Genomic DNA, 13,753 nt, shown 5'->3' with positions numbered 1-13,753 from the left:
GCCGGTCAGGCAAGGGCCGGCGGCGCCTGCTCCTCCGCGCTGCGATCGGCATCCGCCAGCAGCCAGCGGCGGAAGTGGTCGAGCGTGGCCAGCTGGCCGCGGCCCTCGGGGTAGCAGAACCAGTAGCCCTGGTCGCCGCGGTAGCCGCCGCCCGGCAGCGGCTCGTCCACCAGCCCCGAGGCGATCTCGTCCTGCACCAGGCAGCGCGGCACCAGCGCCACGCCCATGCCCACCATCACCGCGCGGATCATGGTCTGGAACTGGTCGAACTGCGGGCCGGCCAGCGGATCGAGCCCGCGCACGCCATGCGCCTCGCTCCATTGCAGCCACGACTGCGGCACCGTGACGTGGCGCAGCAGGGTGCAGCGCGCCACGTCCTGCGGCGTGCGGATGGCGGCTTCGGCCAGGCCCGCGCGCGGCGCGATCAGCGCCACGTCGCGCCCGGCCAGGTAGTGCGAGCGCGCGCCGGGCCAGTGGCCGTCGCCGAAGAGGATGGCGCAGTCGAGCTCGGGGCGCTCGAAGTCGTAGCCATGCACGAAGGGCACGAAATGCAGCGTGATCTGGGGATGCAGGCGCTGGAAGTCGGGCAGGCGCGGAATCAGCCACTTGGCGCCGAAGGTGGGCAGGGTGGACAGGTGCAGCGCGCCGCCGCCGTCGCCGCTGGTGATGAATTCCAGCGTGGCCGCCTCCAGCTGCGCGAGCACGGCGCGCACGGCTTTTTCGTAGCGCTCGCCCGCGGGCGTCAGCGCCAGGCGCTTGCGGCTGCGCTCGAACAGCGGCACGCCGATCCAGCGCTCCAGTTCCTGCACCTGCTTGCTGACCGCGCCCTGCGTGAGGTGCAGCGCCTCGGCGGCGCGCGAGACGCCGCCGAAGCGCACCACGGTGGAAAAGGCGCGCAGCAGGTTCAGCGGCGGGTTGAGGCGGCGGAGCGACATGGCTGGATGCCCATTAAAACATTCCAGATCAGAATGTTAGCTGGTCTATCCTTTGCTTCAAGTAGCGCAGCAACTTTTGCTTCATTACTTCCGTCTCATTGGAGAAACCCCCATGCAACGTCGTCATCTTCTTTCCGCCCTGGCTGCTGTTTCTGTCGCGCCTGGAATATCCTTTGCCCAGCAAGGCAAGCCGATCCGCATGATCGTGCCCTTCCCGCCCGGCGGCGCCACCGACATCACGGCGCGCGTGCTGTCGGAGCCGCTGGCCAAGATCCTCCAGCAGCCCGTGGTCATCGACAACCGCGCCGGCGCCGGCGGCTCCATCGGCATGGCAGAGGTGGCCCGCTCCGCACCGGACGGCCTCGCCTTTGGCGTGGCCACGCTCTCCACGCACGGCGTGAACCCGGCCGTCTACCAGAAGCTGCCTTATGACCCGCTCAAGGGCTTCGTGGCCGTGACCGAGCTGGTGAAGGCGCCCGGCGTGGTCGTCATCAACCCGCGGGTGCTGCCGGTGCAGAGCTTCGCGGAACTCGTGAAGTACCTGAAGGCCAATCCGGGCAAGGTGTCGTACGCGTCGCCGGGCAACGGCACCATCGGCCACATGTGGGGCGAACTCTTCAAGAGCAGCACCGGAACCTCGATGGTGCACATCCCCTACCGCGGTGCGGGCCCGGCCATCAACGACGTGCTCGCGGGCGAGGTGCCGGTGTATTTCGACCAGGTGGCCTCGTCGCTGCCGCACGTGAAGGCGGGCAAGCTGAAGGCGCTGGCCGTGTCCTGGAGCAGCCGGCTCGACGTGCTGCCCGAAGTGCCGACCTACCGCGAGCTCGGCTACCCGGCCAACAACGATCCGTCGTGGTTCGGCCTCGTGGCGCCCGCCGGCACGCCGGCCGACATCGCGCTGCGCATGCAACAGGCGGTGGCCACGGCGCTGAAGGACGCCACGGTGCGCGAGCGCCTGGCGCTGCAGGGGCTGTACGCCTCGGGCACCACTCCGGCCGAATTTGCCAAGCAGATCGACAGCGAGATCGAGAAGATGAAAAAAGTCGCCGCCTTCGCGCGCATCCGATTGGACTGATCCCGCCTGCCTATGCATCCTGTTCTGAAACTGATCCAAACCCGCGCCCAGGTGACCAGCGTTGCCGGGCACACGCCGCTGGTGCTCGATTCGCCGCACAGCGGCACCGTCTACCCCGAGGACTTCCGGCCCGCCTGCGACGTGGCCACGCTGCGCCGGGCCGAGGACACGCACGTCGAGAAGCTCTATGCCTTTGCGCCCGAAATGGGCGCGGCGTGGATCGAGGCGCACTTTCCGCGCAGCTACCTGGACGCCAACCGCGACACCACCGAGCTGGACACCGCGCTGCTCGACGGCCCGTGGACCGGCCCCCTGTCGGCCGACCCGCGCGTGCTGGCCAAGGTGCGGCTCGGCAAGGGCCTGGTCTGGAAGCTCACCGACGAGGGCCTGCCGATCTACGACCGGCTGCTCACTGTGGACGAGGTCCGCGCGCGCATCGACAACTGCTGGCGGCCCTACCACGCGGCGGTGGCCGAGGCCATCGACGCGGCGCATGCGCGGCACGGCTACAGCATCCACATCAACTGCCACTCGATGCCGGCGGTGGCGGGCAGCCATGCCACCGATTTCCCGGGCCTCGTGCATGCGGACTTCGTGATCGGCGACCGCGACGGCAGCACCGCCGACCCGGCGCTGTCGCAAAGGATCTGCGCGCACCTGCGCGCGCGCGGCTACAGCGTGGACTACAACCATCCCTACAAGGGCGTGGAACTGGTGCGCCGGCATGGCCGGCCGGCCGAGCACCGGCACAGCATCCAGGTGGAGGTCAACCGCAAGCTCTACATGGACGAGGCCACGCTGGCGCTCGACGAGGCCGGCGCGGCGCGGCTGCGGCAGGACCTGCAGTCGATGGTGGCGATGCTGCTGGCCACCGATCCGCGCTGACCAACAACAACAACAACCCTGCCGCCGGCGCGTGTGTTGCGGCAGGGCGCGAAGGCGCGCGGCCTATAGTGGCCGCAAGTCTTTTCATCTTCGCCTGGAGTTTGACGTGAAGCCATTCCTTGCAGCTGTTCTTGCCATCGCGATGGGCGCCCTGGCGGCGGGCTGTGCCGGCACGGGCTCGGCCGGCAGCGGCGACCGCGCCGCCGCGTCGTCGGGCAGCGGCGTGACGGTGTTCGGCACCATTGACGCGGGCGTCAGCGGCAGCACGAACCGTTCCGAGCGGCGCTAAGCCGGCCGGGGCGTCAGCGCCGCAGCAGTGCCTGGCGCAGCACCCGCGCCGCGCGGTCGCGGATGCGGCCGTGCCCGGCATCCGGCAGGGTGCGCGGCGCCACCTTCGCGGTGGCGCAGGCCCAGAGAAAGTCGTGCAGGATGGGCGTGTCGTCGACCGTCTCGGTGCTGCCGTACTTGTGGAATTCGGGGTGCCACTGCGTGGCGGCGATGTAGCTGCGGCCCCTGTCGGCGCGGCGGCGGATGGCCTCGGGCACGCGGTCGGGCAGGCTCCAGGCCTCGATCTCGAAACCCGGCGCGAGGTCTTTCACGCCCTGGTGATGGATGCTGTTGACCTTGGCGGTCTTCACCTCGGGGTAGAGCTTGGCCAGGCGCGTGCCCTCCACGATCTCGATCTGGTGGAAGTTCTGGTCGTAGGTCACCGGGTCGCGGTGCCGCACGGTTTCGGGATGCTCGTGCTGCGCCTCGATGTCCTGGTAGAGCGTGCCGCCGAAGGCCACATTGATCAGCTGCAGCCCGCGGCAGACGCCGAAGATGGGCTTGCCGGCCTGCTCGAAGGCCTCGACCAGCGCCAGGTCGTACAGGTCGCGGATGCGGTCGCCCACCCAGGCGTCCTTGAGCGGCACCTCGCCGTAGCTGCCGGGCCAGACGTCGGCGCCGCCGTGCATTACCACGCCGTCGAGCCATTCGGCGTAGTGCGAGAGCTTGGTGTCGCCGCGCGCGGTTTCGCCCGTGGGGCAGGGCACCATCACCACCATGGCGCCGGCCGACATGAGCCAGTGCGCAATGGACTGCTCGACGTACTGCAGCGTCTTGTTGGTGAAGAGCGAACGCGCCGGATCGGCGTGGGAAAAGCAGGCGGACAAGCCGATCTTCAGCCGGGCGGAAACGGGTTGCGGCATCGCGGGACGAGCAGGGCGTGCTGTGCGAAAAGGAAAGTCCATTGTGGCGCTTTGGCCTCTCGCACGGGGTCGGACGACACGCCAAAGTATGCTTTCAACGCCGCCACGACCAAGAAGGAAGACAAGCCATGAAAACGATCAAGGGCCCGGCCATATTCCTGGCCCAGTTCGCCGGGGACGAAGCCCCGTTCAACTCGCTCGACGCCATTGCCGGCTGGGCCGCCGGGCTGGGCTACAAGGGCGTGCAGATCCCGAGCTGGGACGCGCGCCTGTTCGACCTGAAGAAGGCCGCCGAGAGCAGGACCTACTGCGACGAGGTCAAGGGCACGCTGGCCGCGCACGGCCTGGAGATCACCGAGCTGTCGACCCATCTGCAGGGCCAGCTGGTCGCGGTGCATCCGGCCTACGACGCGGGCTTCGACGGCTTCGCGGCGCCCGAGGTGCGCGGCGATCCGGTGCGGCGCCAGCAGTGGGCGGTGGAGCAGCTGCACTTCGCCGCGAAGGCCTCGGCCAACCTGGGGCTCACGGCGCATGCCACCTTCTCGGGCGCGCTCGCCTGGCCGTATCTCTACTCGTGGCCGCCGCGCCCGCCGGGACTCATCGAGGAGGCCTTCGACGAACTTGCGCGCCGCTGGCGGCCGATCCTCGATGCCTTCGACGCGGCGGGCGTGGACGTGGGCTACGAGATCCACCCCGGCGAAGACCTGCACGACGGCGTGAGCTACGAGATGTTCCTGGAGCGCGTGAACAACCACCCGCGCGCCTGCCTCCTGTACGACCCGAGCCACTTCATGCTGCAGCAGCTCGATTACCTGGCGTACATCGACCACTACCACGAGCGCATCAAGATCTTCCACGTGAAGGATGCCGAGTTCAACCCGACCGGCAAGCAGGGCGTCTACGGCGGCTTCCAGAGCTGGATCAACCGCGCGGGGCGCTTCCGCTCGCTGGGCGACGGGCAGGTCGATTTCGGCGCCATCTTCTCGAAGATGGCGCAGTACGACTTCCCGGGCTGGGCGGTGCTCGAGTGGGAGTGCTGCATCAAGCACCCCGAGGACGGCGCGCGCGAAGGCGCGGCCTTCATTGCCGACCACATCATCCGGGTGGCGGAGCGGGCTTTTGACGATTTTGCGGCGGGCGGCGTGGACGTGGCCGCCAACAAGCGGATGCTGGGGATCGGCTGAGGCGCTTTTGAGCTATATTTTTGATAGCATCAAACACTTGGCCGGCGGGTGTTTGATGCCGAATTCGCCAAGGCGTTGTTTTTAAGACAAGCAACTGTCATGCCCCGCGGGCTATAATGCCGGGTTCGTTTCGATACCACGACGAAGCACTTTTCGTCACTCCGCCGGCTGACCTGCACTGTCCCTTGGATTTTTCAGGCCTCTTTCCCCCAAGCCGGCTTCACAGTGTGTTGGAGCGCCAGACCGGGCGCCCATGATTGCCACCACTGCCTTCGTTCTTGTTGAAGCGAATAGCGCGTCCGCCGCGCCATTCCGGCCGGCCCACGCCCGTTTTCAATTATTTTTCCGGCATCTTGCGCACACTTTCCGCGCAGGGTGCCAAGGCTTCATGGACATCATTCAACACAGTATCGCGGTGGGCAAGTACCTTGTTTCTCCGCTCATCCGCCACCAGGACGACGGCAATTTCGCCGCATCCGTCTCGATCCGCTCCGGCCGGGGCAGCGGCATGCACGACCGCGTGATGCGTTTCACGCCGCGCTTTGCCAGCCACGCCGCCGCGGCACGCTATGCCGTCGCCCAGGGGCTCGGCTGGGTGCGCGAACGCCACCCCCGCAGCGCGCCGCTCGCTTTGCCGTGCGCGGGCTGAAACAATTACGCCCATCTTCATCTCCAACACACATCGAACGAGAATTCAGAGGTAATCACACATGCCCAAGGAAGAACTGATCGAAATGAACGGCGCAGTGACCGAAGTCCTGCCCGACTCGCGCTACCGCGTGACGCTCGACAACGGCCATCAGCTGATCGCCTACAGCGGCGGCAAGATGCGCAAGCACCACATCCGCATCCTGGCGGGTGACAAGGTGTCGCTCGAACTCTCGCCCTACGACCTGACCAAGGGCCGTATCACCTTCCGCCACCTGGAGCGCCGCGGCCCGCCGCCGACCAACTCCGGCAACAACAACGCACCTCGCCGCTGATCCGCGACGGACGAAGGGCCTTGCAAGCGCCCCGCGCGGGCGCTTGGCAAGGCCTTTGTTTTTGTTGCGGCCGCCCGGCTGCAAAACGATGACCACATCCCCTTCCACAGCCGGCGGCCCGCCAGCCGGCAACGGTTTTGCCACGCTGGCGCTCTCGCCCCAGATGCTGGCCAACCTCACGCAGCTGGGCTACACGCAGATGACGGCGATCCAGGCGGCCGCGCTGCCGCCGGCGCTGCTCGGCAAGGACCTGATCGCGCAGGCCAAGACCGGCAGCGGCAAGACCGCCGCCTTTGCGCTCGCGCTGCTCTCCAACCTGAACCCGCGCCGCTTCGCCATCCAGGCGATGGTGCTGTGCCCGACGCGCGAACTGGCCGACCAGGTCACGACCGAAATCCGCCGCCTGGCGCGCGCGGAAGAGAACATCAAGGTGGTCACGCTCTGCGGCGGCGTCGCGCTGCGCGGGCAAATTGCCAGCCTGGAGCACGGCGCGCACATCGTGGTGGGTACGCCCGGCCGCATCATGGACCACCTGGAGCGCGAGAACCTGAATCTCGAGGCGCTCAACACGCTGGTGCTCGACGAAGCCGACCGCATGCTGGACATGGGCTTCTTCGACGACATCGTGAAGGTGGCGCGCCAGTGCCCCAAGGAGCGCCAGACGCTGCTGTTCTCGGCCACCTACCCCGAAGGCATCGCCAAGCTCGCGCAGCAGTTCATGAAGAACCCCGAGCAGATCACGGTGCAGGCGCAGCATGAGGGCAGCAAGATCCGCCAGCGCTGGTACCAGGTGAAGGAAAGCGAACGGCTGCACGCCGTGAGCCTTTTGCTCGACCATTTCCGCCCCGTGAGCACGCTGGCCTTCTGCAACACCAAGCAGCAGTGCCGCGACCTCGTCGAGGTGCTGCAGGGCCAGGGCTTCAGCGCGCTGGCGCTGTTCGGCGAGCTGGAGCAGCGCGAGCGCGACCAGGTGCTGGTGCAGTTTGCCAACCGCAGCTGCTCCGTGCTGGTGGCCACCGACGTGGCGGCGCGCGGGCTCGACATTGCGCAGCTCGAAGCCGTGATCAACGTCGACGTGACGCCCGACGCTGAAATCCACATCCACCGCATCGGCCGCACCGGCCGCGTGGGCCAGCAGGGCGGCGCCGAGGGCCTCGCGCTGAACCTGGCGAGCATGGACGAGATGGGCAGCGTCGGCAAGATCGAGCAGCTGCAGGGCCGCGAATCCGAGTGGCACCCGCTGGCCGAGCTCACGCCGGCCCGGGGCGCGCCGCTCGCGCCGCCCATGGCCACCTTGCAGATCGTGGGCGGGCGCAAGGAGAAGATCCGCGCCGGCGACGTGCTGGGCGCGCTCACCGGCGACTGCGGCTACGCCAAGGACCAGGTCGGCAAGATCAACGTCAACGAGTTCTCGACCTACGTGGCCGTGGAGCGCGGCATTGCGGCCGAAGCGGCGCGCAAGCTCTCGAGCGGCCGCGTGAAGGGCAAGAGCGTGAAGGTGCGCCTGCTGGAGCTCTGAAAGAAACCCTGTCATGCCGGTTGCTTCGGCTTCTGGCAGGCAAAATCCCCGCTGTGGCCTAATTGAGCCTCGAACATCACTTTTTTTACCCGAGCTTTTCATGCCCAAGAAAATTCGTACCGAAGCCGACCGCGTTGCCACCCCGAAGCCGACGCCCATGCCCGGCTACGCCCTGACCAAGGCCGGTGGCGGCCAGAAGGTCAGCCTCGAACGCGGCACCGCCACGCGCAGCAAGAAGAACCCCGGCAAGCGCGCCAAGAAGGGCGGCTGATCCAGCCCCCGGAGGCTCGCAAGAGCCGCGACGAACGCGCCCTTGGGCGCGTTTTGTCATTGGGACCGCCATCAAGCCAATCCGCGATGTCCGACGACAACCAGATCTTCATCCCGCCTTCGTTCTTCGCGGTCTACAGCGATGCGCGCCAGCGCCTCTCGGAGCCGATCGGCGTGGTGCGCGAGCGCTACGAGATCTGCGAGGACCTGGCCAGCCACCTCGTGGGCCACGCGCAGATCCAGCACCACACCGAGGTGCCGGTCGAGAGCGAGATCCTGCGGCGCATCCATGCCGGGCTCAGGGCGCCCGAAGCCGGCGTGTCGGCCGCCGAGGCCGGCTGGATCGTGCAGCGGCTGGCTGAACTGCTGGGCTGGCCCGGACCCGAGCTGGCTGCGGACTGACGCAGAGCGGACGGGCACCCGTCAGGCCGGCGCGGCGCGCCTGAGCAGGCTCAGGTAGCCGGGCTGCACTTCCATGCGCGCGATGGCGCCACGCCGCTGCAGCAGCCGGTGCGCCTTTGGCAGGCTCCAGCAGGGCAGGCTGGTGAACATGTGGTGCTCGCAGTGGTAGTTGACCCAGTAGGGCGCCACCAGCGCGCGTTCGAGCCAGCCGGCCTGCGTGGTGCGCGCCTGGCGCAGCGGATCGGCCTCGTTCTGCGCCACCAGCGCATGCTCGGCGATGTTGCGCACGCGGCTCACGAGCGGCAGCCAGGTGGCCATCGGCAGCAGCCACATCAGGAGCCAGGCCCATCCGTACCCCGCCAGCGCGAAGGCCAGGAAGCCGAGGCCGTTGCCGGCCAGGAAGCGCCGGTCCTTCGCCAGCTCGCGCCCGAATGCCTTCAGCGCCGATTCGCCCGGTGTGCGCTGCCGGATGCCCTCGGCGATATGGCCGAAGCGCTGCTTGTAGAAGGTCTGGCCGCTCAAATCGCGCACGACCTTGCGCCACATCGAATCGCGCGTGATGGGGAAGGGCGCGGACAGCACGAGGTCCGGGTCTTCGGTCTGCTGCACGAAGCGGTGGTGCTGCAGGTGATAGGGCCGGTAGTCGCGCAGCGTGGACGAGCAGAGCCAATGGCCGACCCAGTCGTTGACCCTGCGGCTGCGATGCAGGCCCGCATGCGCGGCGTCGTGCATGAGGATGAAGAGCCCGAGCTGCCGCGCGCCGACGATCGGCACCATGAGCGGCATGGTCCACGGCCACACGATGCCCGCGAGCATCGCGGCGCCGATGACGCCCCAGCAGTGCGCCACCAGCCACAGGCCCTTCCACGGCGAGCGGCGAGTGAGCGACTGCCACTCTTCGTTGGAGAAGAAGTCCTCGGGTTGCGCGCGGGGGGCGACGGCCATCGGGCCAGTATGCGCCGATGGCCCGGCCGCGGCACGCGGAATTCCCCGGGGCTTCAGTTGTCGATCACCTTGCGGGCGAACAGCTCGAGGTAGTCCATCAGGCGGTTGGCGCCGGCAATGGCCGCGGCCTCGTCGCCGGTCGCGATGCCCTGCGCGAGTTCGAGGTGCGCATTGGCGCCCTCGACGATCTCGCCTTCGTGCTGGTAGGCGTACCAGAAGCGGCGGCACTGCACGATGAGCGGGATCACGGCCTTCACCGCCGAGTCGTTGTGGCTCGCCTGGTGGTTGACGAGGTCGAGCGCGCGGTCGGCCTGCATGTAGTCGTTCAGGTCGCCGCGATGGGCGGCCTTCACCATCAGCTCGGCGCAGCGCACGATCTCCTTGCGCTGCAGCGCGGTGGCGCGGCGCGCCGAGCAGGCCGCGATCAGCCGTTCGAGCACGCGCCGGGTCTGGATCACGTCGAGGTGGTCGGCCAGGTCGATGGTCGACACCAGCAGGCCGCGGCGCGGCTGCTGCACGATGAGGCCGATGGACACCATGCGCATCAGCGCCTCGCGCACCGGCGTGCGGCCAAGGCCGGTGCGCTCGGCGAGGTCGGCCTCGACGATCTGGCTGCCGGGCTCCAGCTGCAGCGTGGACAGCAGCGTCTCGATCGCGTCGTAGGCGAGGTCGGCGGCCCGTCGCTTGGGCTGGGGGCGGGGCGCGGTCTTCGGGGGGGCCATTGTTTTCTTTTGCTGCTGGTGCTGCTTCGGCTTCATTGTCGGTCCACATCGCCATCCGGGCGCGCGAGGCCGGCCAGCGTGGCAATGCGCGCCGGCGAGAGCGGCGGCCGCGGCGCGGGCGGGGTCCAGCCGAACAGGAACTGCGCCGCATCGCCGCAGACGCGGCCCTGGCAGGCGCCCATGCCGCAGCGGCGATGGAGCTTGGCGTCGGTCCAGCCGCTGCAATCCGCGAGCGCCGAAAAGGGCACGTCTTCGCAGCGGCACACGAGGGTGTCGGGCTGCGGCATCTGCCTGATCTCCGGGGCCAGCGCGAAGCTGCGGTGCAGCTGTGCGGCGAAGGCGTTCCAGCGGGTGCGTTCGGCTTCGTGCTGCTTTGCGGCGCGCTCGTTGCCGACGGCTGCGTAGCCGGCGATGGCGCCCTGCGCGAGCGCGCGTTCGCTGCCGCCGAAGCCGGTGCATTCGCCGGCCGCGTAGACGTTGGGCAGGCTGGTGAGCTGCCGCGCATCGACCGCCAATGCCCGCGCGCCTTCGACAGTGAGAGTGCAGCCGAGCAATTGGCCGAGCTGCGTGTTGGGCGTGAGGCCGAAGCCGCAGGCCACGCGGTCGCAGGCGATTTCCACCTCGCGGCAGCCTTGAAGAAGCCGGACCGATTCGACCTGAGTGCTGCCCTGCGCCGACACGATGCGCGACGCGGTGCGGTACTGCGGATCGGCCAGCGTCACCGCCTGCACGGCCTTGCCCGGCCATCTCGGCAGGCTGGCGACAAAGCCCGCGACCGCCGCGAGCGACGCCTGCTCGGCGACACGCACGACCTTCGCACCCGCCGCACGTGCGGTGGCCGCGGCGGCAAGCAGCAAAGGCCCGCTGCCGGCGATCACGACGCGCTCTCCTTCGACCGGCAAGCCCGCCTTGATGAGCGCCTGCAACCCACCCGCGCCCGTGACGCCGGGCAGCGTCCAGCCCGGGAAGGGCAGCAGCAGCTCGCGCGCACCGGTGCAGAGGATCAGCTTGCTGCACCGCATGCGCCAGCCGCGTTCGGCATCTTCGAGCAGCAGTTCGTCGCGCGCAGGCGCAGCGACGACGCGCGTACCGCTGCACACGCGGATGTTGGCGTGGCGCTCGAGTGCAACGCGCCAGGTGCGCGCGGCCGCTGGCGGCGATGCGCCGGGGCCGTCGCGCCAGATCTGCCCGCCGGGCGCGGGGTTGTCGTCGATCACGGCGATCGATGCGCCGCTCGGTGCGGCAGCGACCGCCGCCGCCATGCCGGCCGGGCCTGCGCCGACGATCAGCAGGTCGCAGTGCGCCAGCGCCATGGCCGTCATGCCGAGGTCTCCACGCGCATGCCTTCGGCGCAGACCGCCTGGCAAGCGAGCCTTTGCCGGCCATCGATCCGCACGCGGCATTCCTGGCACACGCCCATGCCGCAGAAGGGCGCGCGCGGCTGGCCCGTGACGGAGCTGCGCGCCACGCCCATGCCGCCGGCCACGCGCAAGGCGGCGGCGACCGAGCTGCCTGCCTTCACGCGGACGGGTTGGCCGTCGATGTGCAGCAAGGTCTCGCCGCTCATGCGCGCTTCTCCAGCAGCCCGCGCGGCGCATAGGGCGCCGCGTCGAACTCAGGGGCAGCGCCGGTCATCAGCGCCGCGAGCAGGTGCGCGCTGCCCGGCGCGGTGGTCACGCCCAGGCCTTCGTGGCCGACCGCGAGCCAGAGCTTCTCGCGCCAGGGGTGCTTGCCCAGCAGCGGCAGCCCGTCGGGCGTGGCGGCGCGCAGGCCGGTCCACGAGCGGACCGCATTGAGATCCGCAAGCCCCGGCAGGTAGCCGAGCGCGCGCTGCAGCATGCGCGCGAGCATCGGCGCTTCGACCGCCGGATCGGTGGTGCCGAACTGGCGCGAGGAGCCGATCAGCAGTTGGCCCGTCGGCCGCGGCTGCACGTTGAAGGCGATCGAATCGCCATCGCTGTGGTGCGCGCTCGTCACGTAGCCGAGCTCGACGAGCTGGTGGCGCACCGTGCCCGGGTAGCGGTCGGTGATCAGCAGGTGGCCCTTCTTGGGGCGGATCGGAAGTTCGGGGCACAGCGCCGTGGCCTCGATGCCGTTGGCCAGCACGATTTGCGGCGCGCTGCGGCGGCTGCCGTCGGCAAGCCGCAACGTGCCGTCGTCTTCGATCGCATCGACTTTCGCGTGCTCGACGCGGATCGAAGCGCCGCCCTCTGCGAGCAGCCAGCGCGCCGCGTTCGGCGCATAGAGGATGCCGTCGCCGGGCACTTCGAGCGCGCCGGCGAGGCCCTTGCGCAGCGCGGGCTCGGCGCGCGCGAGCGTGGGCGCATCGAGCAGGCGGCTGTCGACGCCGTGTGCATGCAGCCGCTCGCGCTTGCGCTCGGCCTCGGCCATTTCTTCTTCGTTGGCCGCGATCCAGAGCGTGCCGCAGGCGCGGTACGCGCAGTCTTCGCCCATGCGGAGCGCCAGGGCGCGCCACTGCGCGATCGAATGGCGGCTCAACGCAAGCTCGGCCGGGTTGTCGTCCATCACCACCAGGTGCCCCATGCCCGCGCCGGTGGCACCGCCGATGCGCGCATCGAGCACCAGCACGCGGCGGCCGGCCCGCGCGAGCGCATGCGCGCAGGCGGCGCCGACGATGCCGGCGCCGATGACGATGGCATCCGCATCCATGCCGTGCGGCGTCAGAGCCGAATGCCCCAGCCGAAGGGGTCGCTGTCGTCGATCAGCAGCGTGGCTTCGGCGCTGACGTGGGCGCGGCCGCGCAGCGTCGGAACGACCTTGCCGCCGTCTTCCAGCGTGTAGCTGGCCTCGAAGCGGCTGCCGATCACGCTGGCCTGCGTCCACACTTCGCCCGGCGCGAGCTTGCCGTCGGCCGCGAGGCAGGCGATCTTGGCGCTGGTGCCGGTGCCGCAGGGCGAGCGGTCGTAGGCGTTGCCGGGGCACAGCACGAAGTTGCGGCTGTCGGCGCCTTCGCTGTCGTCGGCAAAGAGTTCGATGTGGTCGATCTCCGCGCCCTCGGCGCCCGTGATGCCCTGCGCCGCCAGCGCGCGGCGCAAGGCGGCGGTGTAGCCGGTCAGCGCGGCGAGGTTGTCGCTGGCCACGCGCTGGCCGTGCTCGCTCACGAGGAAGAACCAGTTGCCGCCCCAGGCGACATCTCCGCGCACAGTCTCGCGCACGGTGCCATGGCCGGGCAGCTCGACCGCCACCTGGTGCAGGTGCCGATACGCCGGCACGTTGCGCACGCTGACCGAACCATCGGCATGCAGCGTGGCGGTGACGGTGCCCACCGGCGTCTCGATGCGGTGCTCGCCGGCGCCGATGCGCCCCATGTGCGCGAGGCTCGCGACCAGGCCGATGGTGCCGTGGCCGCACATGCCGAGATAGCCGGTGTTGTTGAAGAAGACCACGCCGGCCGCGGCGTCCTTCGACACGGGTTCGCACAAGAGCGCGCCCACCACCACGTCGCTGCCGCGCGGTTCGAGCACCGTGGCCGCGCGCCATTGGTCGTGGCGCTCGGCCAGCAGCGCGCGGCGCTCGGCCATGGTGCCGCCGCCGAGGTCGGGAAAGCCGCCGACGACCAGCCGCGTGGGCTCGCCGCCCGTGTGCGAATCGATGACCTGGATGCGGTGCATGTCGTCCT

Annotated in this window: 17 protein-coding genes; 9 read left to right on the top strand and 8 right to left on the bottom strand. The window is 69.4% G+C overall.

Annotation, left to right across the window (positions count from 1 at the left end):
- Positions 1-5: 5 nt before the first annotated feature.
- Positions 6-935 (bottom strand): LysR substrate-binding domain-containing protein, encoded by a 930-nt coding sequence (locus AC1DSC_RS04480; RefSeq protein WP_319440060.1) that lies wholly within the window; start codon positions 933-935, stop codon positions 6-8.
- A 112-nt stretch (positions 936-1,047) separates the two neighbouring features.
- Between AC1DSC_RS04480 and AC1DSC_RS04475 the strand changes: the two genes are divergently transcribed.
- From AC1DSC_RS04475 to AC1DSC_RS04465, 3 genes are all read left to right on the top strand, one after another.
- Positions 1,048-2,013 (top strand): tripartite tricarboxylate transporter substrate binding protein BugE, encoded by a 966-nt coding sequence (locus tag AC1DSC_RS04475; RefSeq protein ID WP_278876381.1) that lies wholly within the window; start codon positions 1,048-1,050, stop codon positions 2,011-2,013.
- 12 nt (positions 2,014-2,025) lie between these two features.
- Complete coding sequence (locus AC1DSC_RS04470; protein WP_436288243.1) at positions 2,026-2,898, top strand: N-formylglutamate amidohydrolase; 873 nt, start codon at positions 2,026-2,028, stop codon at positions 2,896-2,898.
- A gap of 106 nt (positions 2,899-3,004) precedes the next feature.
- On the top strand, positions 3,005-3,187 hold the full coding sequence (locus AC1DSC_RS04465) for a hypothetical protein (RefSeq protein WP_018903485.1): 183 nt from the start codon (positions 3,005-3,007) through the stop codon (positions 3,185-3,187).
- Positions 3,188-3,200: 13 nt separating this feature from the next.
- Here AC1DSC_RS04465 and AC1DSC_RS04460 read toward each other — a convergent pair whose 3' ends face one another.
- The gene (locus AC1DSC_RS04460) at positions 3,201-4,088 is read right to left on the bottom strand and encodes a gamma-glutamyl-gamma-aminobutyrate hydrolase family protein (RefSeq protein WP_062363953.1); all 888 of its coding nucleotides are present in this window, start codon (positions 4,086-4,088) and stop codon (positions 3,201-3,203) included.
- Between the two features lie 128 nt (positions 4,089-4,216).
- Between AC1DSC_RS04460 and AC1DSC_RS04455 the strand changes: the two genes are divergently transcribed.
- The 6 genes from AC1DSC_RS04455 to AC1DSC_RS04430 all read left to right on the top strand — a co-directional run bounded on the left by AC1DSC_RS04455 (position 4,217) and on the right by AC1DSC_RS04430 (position 8,446).
- A complete protein-coding gene (locus AC1DSC_RS04455; protein WP_018903483.1) occupies positions 4,217-5,272 on the top strand; it encodes a sugar phosphate isomerase/epimerase family protein in 1,056 nt (351 codons plus the stop codon).
- Positions 5,273-5,660: 388 nt separating this feature from the next.
- The gene (locus tag AC1DSC_RS04450; protein WP_015867949.1) at positions 5,661-5,921 is read left to right on the top strand and encodes a hypothetical protein; all 261 of its coding nucleotides are present in this window, start codon (positions 5,661-5,663) and stop codon (positions 5,919-5,921) included.
- Positions 5,922-5,982: 61 nt separating this feature from the next.
- Positions 5,983-6,255: a translation initiation factor IF-1 gene (infA, locus tag AC1DSC_RS04445; RefSeq protein ID WP_015867950.1), complete on the top strand. Its 273-nt coding sequence runs from the start codon at positions 5,983-5,985 to the stop codon at positions 6,253-6,255.
- A gap of 88 nt (positions 6,256-6,343) precedes the next feature.
- Positions 6,344-7,774, top strand: a complete 1,431-nt coding sequence (gene dbpA, locus AC1DSC_RS04440) for an ATP-dependent RNA helicase DbpA (protein WP_369663833.1) — start codon at positions 6,344-6,346, stop codon at positions 7,772-7,774.
- A 100-nt stretch (positions 7,775-7,874) separates the two neighbouring features.
- Positions 7,875-8,045 carry a hypothetical protein gene (locus AC1DSC_RS04435; protein WP_319428235.1) on the top strand — a complete coding sequence of 57 codons (171 nt, stop codon included), beginning with the start codon at positions 7,875-7,877 and terminating at the stop codon, positions 8,043-8,045.
- An 86-nt stretch (positions 8,046-8,131) separates the two neighbouring features.
- Positions 8,132-8,446 carry a hypothetical protein gene (locus AC1DSC_RS04430; protein WP_015867953.1) on the top strand — a complete coding sequence of 105 codons (315 nt, stop codon included), beginning with the start codon at positions 8,132-8,134 and terminating at the stop codon, positions 8,444-8,446.
- Between the two features lie 21 nt (positions 8,447-8,467).
- Here the strand turns inward: AC1DSC_RS04430 and AC1DSC_RS04425 are convergent, their stop codons facing one another.
- From AC1DSC_RS04425 to AC1DSC_RS04400, 6 genes are read right to left on the bottom strand one after another with little or no spacing between them, the layout of a single operon-like run.
- Positions 8,468-9,391, bottom strand: a complete 924-nt coding sequence (locus AC1DSC_RS04425) for a fatty acid desaturase family protein (RefSeq protein ID WP_436288244.1) — start codon at positions 9,389-9,391, stop codon at positions 8,468-8,470.
- Positions 9,392-9,444: 53 nt separating this feature from the next.
- Complete coding sequence (locus AC1DSC_RS04420) at positions 9,445-10,113, bottom strand: GntR family transcriptional regulator (RefSeq protein WP_026283856.1); 669 nt, start codon at positions 10,111-10,113, stop codon at positions 9,445-9,447.
- A 32-nt stretch (positions 10,114-10,145) separates the two neighbouring features.
- Complete coding sequence (locus AC1DSC_RS04415) at positions 10,146-11,435, bottom strand: FAD-dependent oxidoreductase (protein ID WP_436288245.1); 1,290 nt, start codon at positions 11,433-11,435, stop codon at positions 10,146-10,148.
- Positions 11,432-11,680, bottom strand: coding sequence for a (2Fe-2S)-binding protein (locus AC1DSC_RS04410; RefSeq protein ID WP_018903478.1), 249 nt, complete (start codon positions 11,678-11,680; stop codon positions 11,432-11,434). The genes AC1DSC_RS04415 and AC1DSC_RS04410 overlap by 4 nt, the downstream gene beginning before the upstream one ends.
- Positions 11,677-12,783 (bottom strand): NAD(P)/FAD-dependent oxidoreductase, encoded by a 1,107-nt coding sequence (locus AC1DSC_RS04405; protein ID WP_436288246.1) that lies wholly within the window; start codon positions 12,781-12,783, stop codon positions 11,677-11,679. The genes AC1DSC_RS04410 and AC1DSC_RS04405 overlap by 4 nt, the downstream gene beginning before the upstream one ends.
- 11 nt (positions 12,784-12,794) lie before the next feature.
- Positions 12,795-13,745 (bottom strand): 4-hydroxyproline epimerase, encoded by a 951-nt coding sequence (locus tag AC1DSC_RS04400; protein ID WP_436288247.1) that lies wholly within the window; start codon positions 13,743-13,745, stop codon positions 12,795-12,797.
- Positions 13,746-13,753 lie beyond the last annotated feature (8 nt).

It is taken from the genome of Variovorax sp. 01N425 (genome assembly GCF_056399465.1).
Note: the sequence above shows the minus strand (reverse complement) of the source record. Positions and strands in the feature narration are given on the sequence as shown.

Excerpts from the sequence above, each read along its gene's own strand:
- AC1DSC_RS04480 (WP_319440060.1), bottom strand. The coding sequence starts at position 935 with ATGTCGCTCCGCCGCCTCAACCCGCCGCTGAACCTGCTGCGCGCCTTT.
- AC1DSC_RS04475 (WP_278876381.1), top strand. The coding sequence starts at position 1,048 with ATGCAACGTCGTCATCTTCTTTCCGCCCTGGCTGCTGTTTCTGTCGCG.
- AC1DSC_RS04470 (WP_436288243.1), top strand. The coding sequence starts at position 2,026 with ATGCATCCTGTTCTGAAACTGATCCAAACCCGCGCCCAGGTGACCAGC.
- AC1DSC_RS04460 (WP_062363953.1), bottom strand. The coding sequence starts at position 4,088 with ATGCCGCAACCCGTTTCCGCCCGGCTGAAGATCGGCTTGTCCGCCTGC.
- AC1DSC_RS04455 (WP_018903483.1), top strand. The coding sequence starts at position 4,217 with ATGAAAACGATCAAGGGCCCGGCCATATTCCTGGCCCAGTTCGCCGGG.
- AC1DSC_RS04450 (WP_015867949.1), top strand. The coding sequence starts at position 5,661 with ATGGACATCATTCAACACAGTATCGCGGTGGGCAAGTACCTTGTTTCT.
- infA (WP_015867950.1), top strand. The coding sequence starts at position 5,983 with ATGCCCAAGGAAGAACTGATCGAAATGAACGGCGCAGTGACCGAAGTC.
- dbpA (WP_369663833.1), top strand. The coding sequence starts at position 6,344 with ATGACCACATCCCCTTCCACAGCCGGCGGCCCGCCAGCCGGCAACGGT.
- AC1DSC_RS04435 (WP_319428235.1), top strand. The coding sequence starts at position 7,875 with ATGCCCAAGAAAATTCGTACCGAAGCCGACCGCGTTGCCACCCCGAAG.
- AC1DSC_RS04430 (WP_015867953.1), top strand. The coding sequence starts at position 8,132 with ATGTCCGACGACAACCAGATCTTCATCCCGCCTTCGTTCTTCGCGGTC.
- AC1DSC_RS04425 (WP_436288244.1), bottom strand. The coding sequence starts at position 9,391 with ATGGCCGTCGCCCCCCGCGCGCAACCCGAGGACTTCTTCTCCAACGAA.
- AC1DSC_RS04420 (WP_026283856.1), bottom strand. The coding sequence starts at position 10,113 with ATGGCCCCCCCGAAGACCGCGCCCCGCCCCCAGCCCAAGCGACGGGCC.
- AC1DSC_RS04415 (WP_436288245.1), bottom strand. The coding sequence starts at position 11,435 with ATGACGGCCATGGCGCTGGCGCACTGCGACCTGCTGATCGTCGGCGCA.
- AC1DSC_RS04410 (WP_018903478.1), bottom strand. The coding sequence starts at position 11,680 with ATGAGCGGCGAGACCTTGCTGCACATCGACGGCCAACCCGTCCGCGTG.
- AC1DSC_RS04405 (WP_436288246.1), bottom strand. The coding sequence starts at position 12,783 with ATGGATGCGGATGCCATCGTCATCGGCGCCGGCATCGTCGGCGCCGCC.
- AC1DSC_RS04400 (WP_436288247.1), bottom strand. The coding sequence starts at position 13,745 with ATGCACCGCATCCAGGTCATCGATTCGCACACGGGCGGCGAGCCCACG.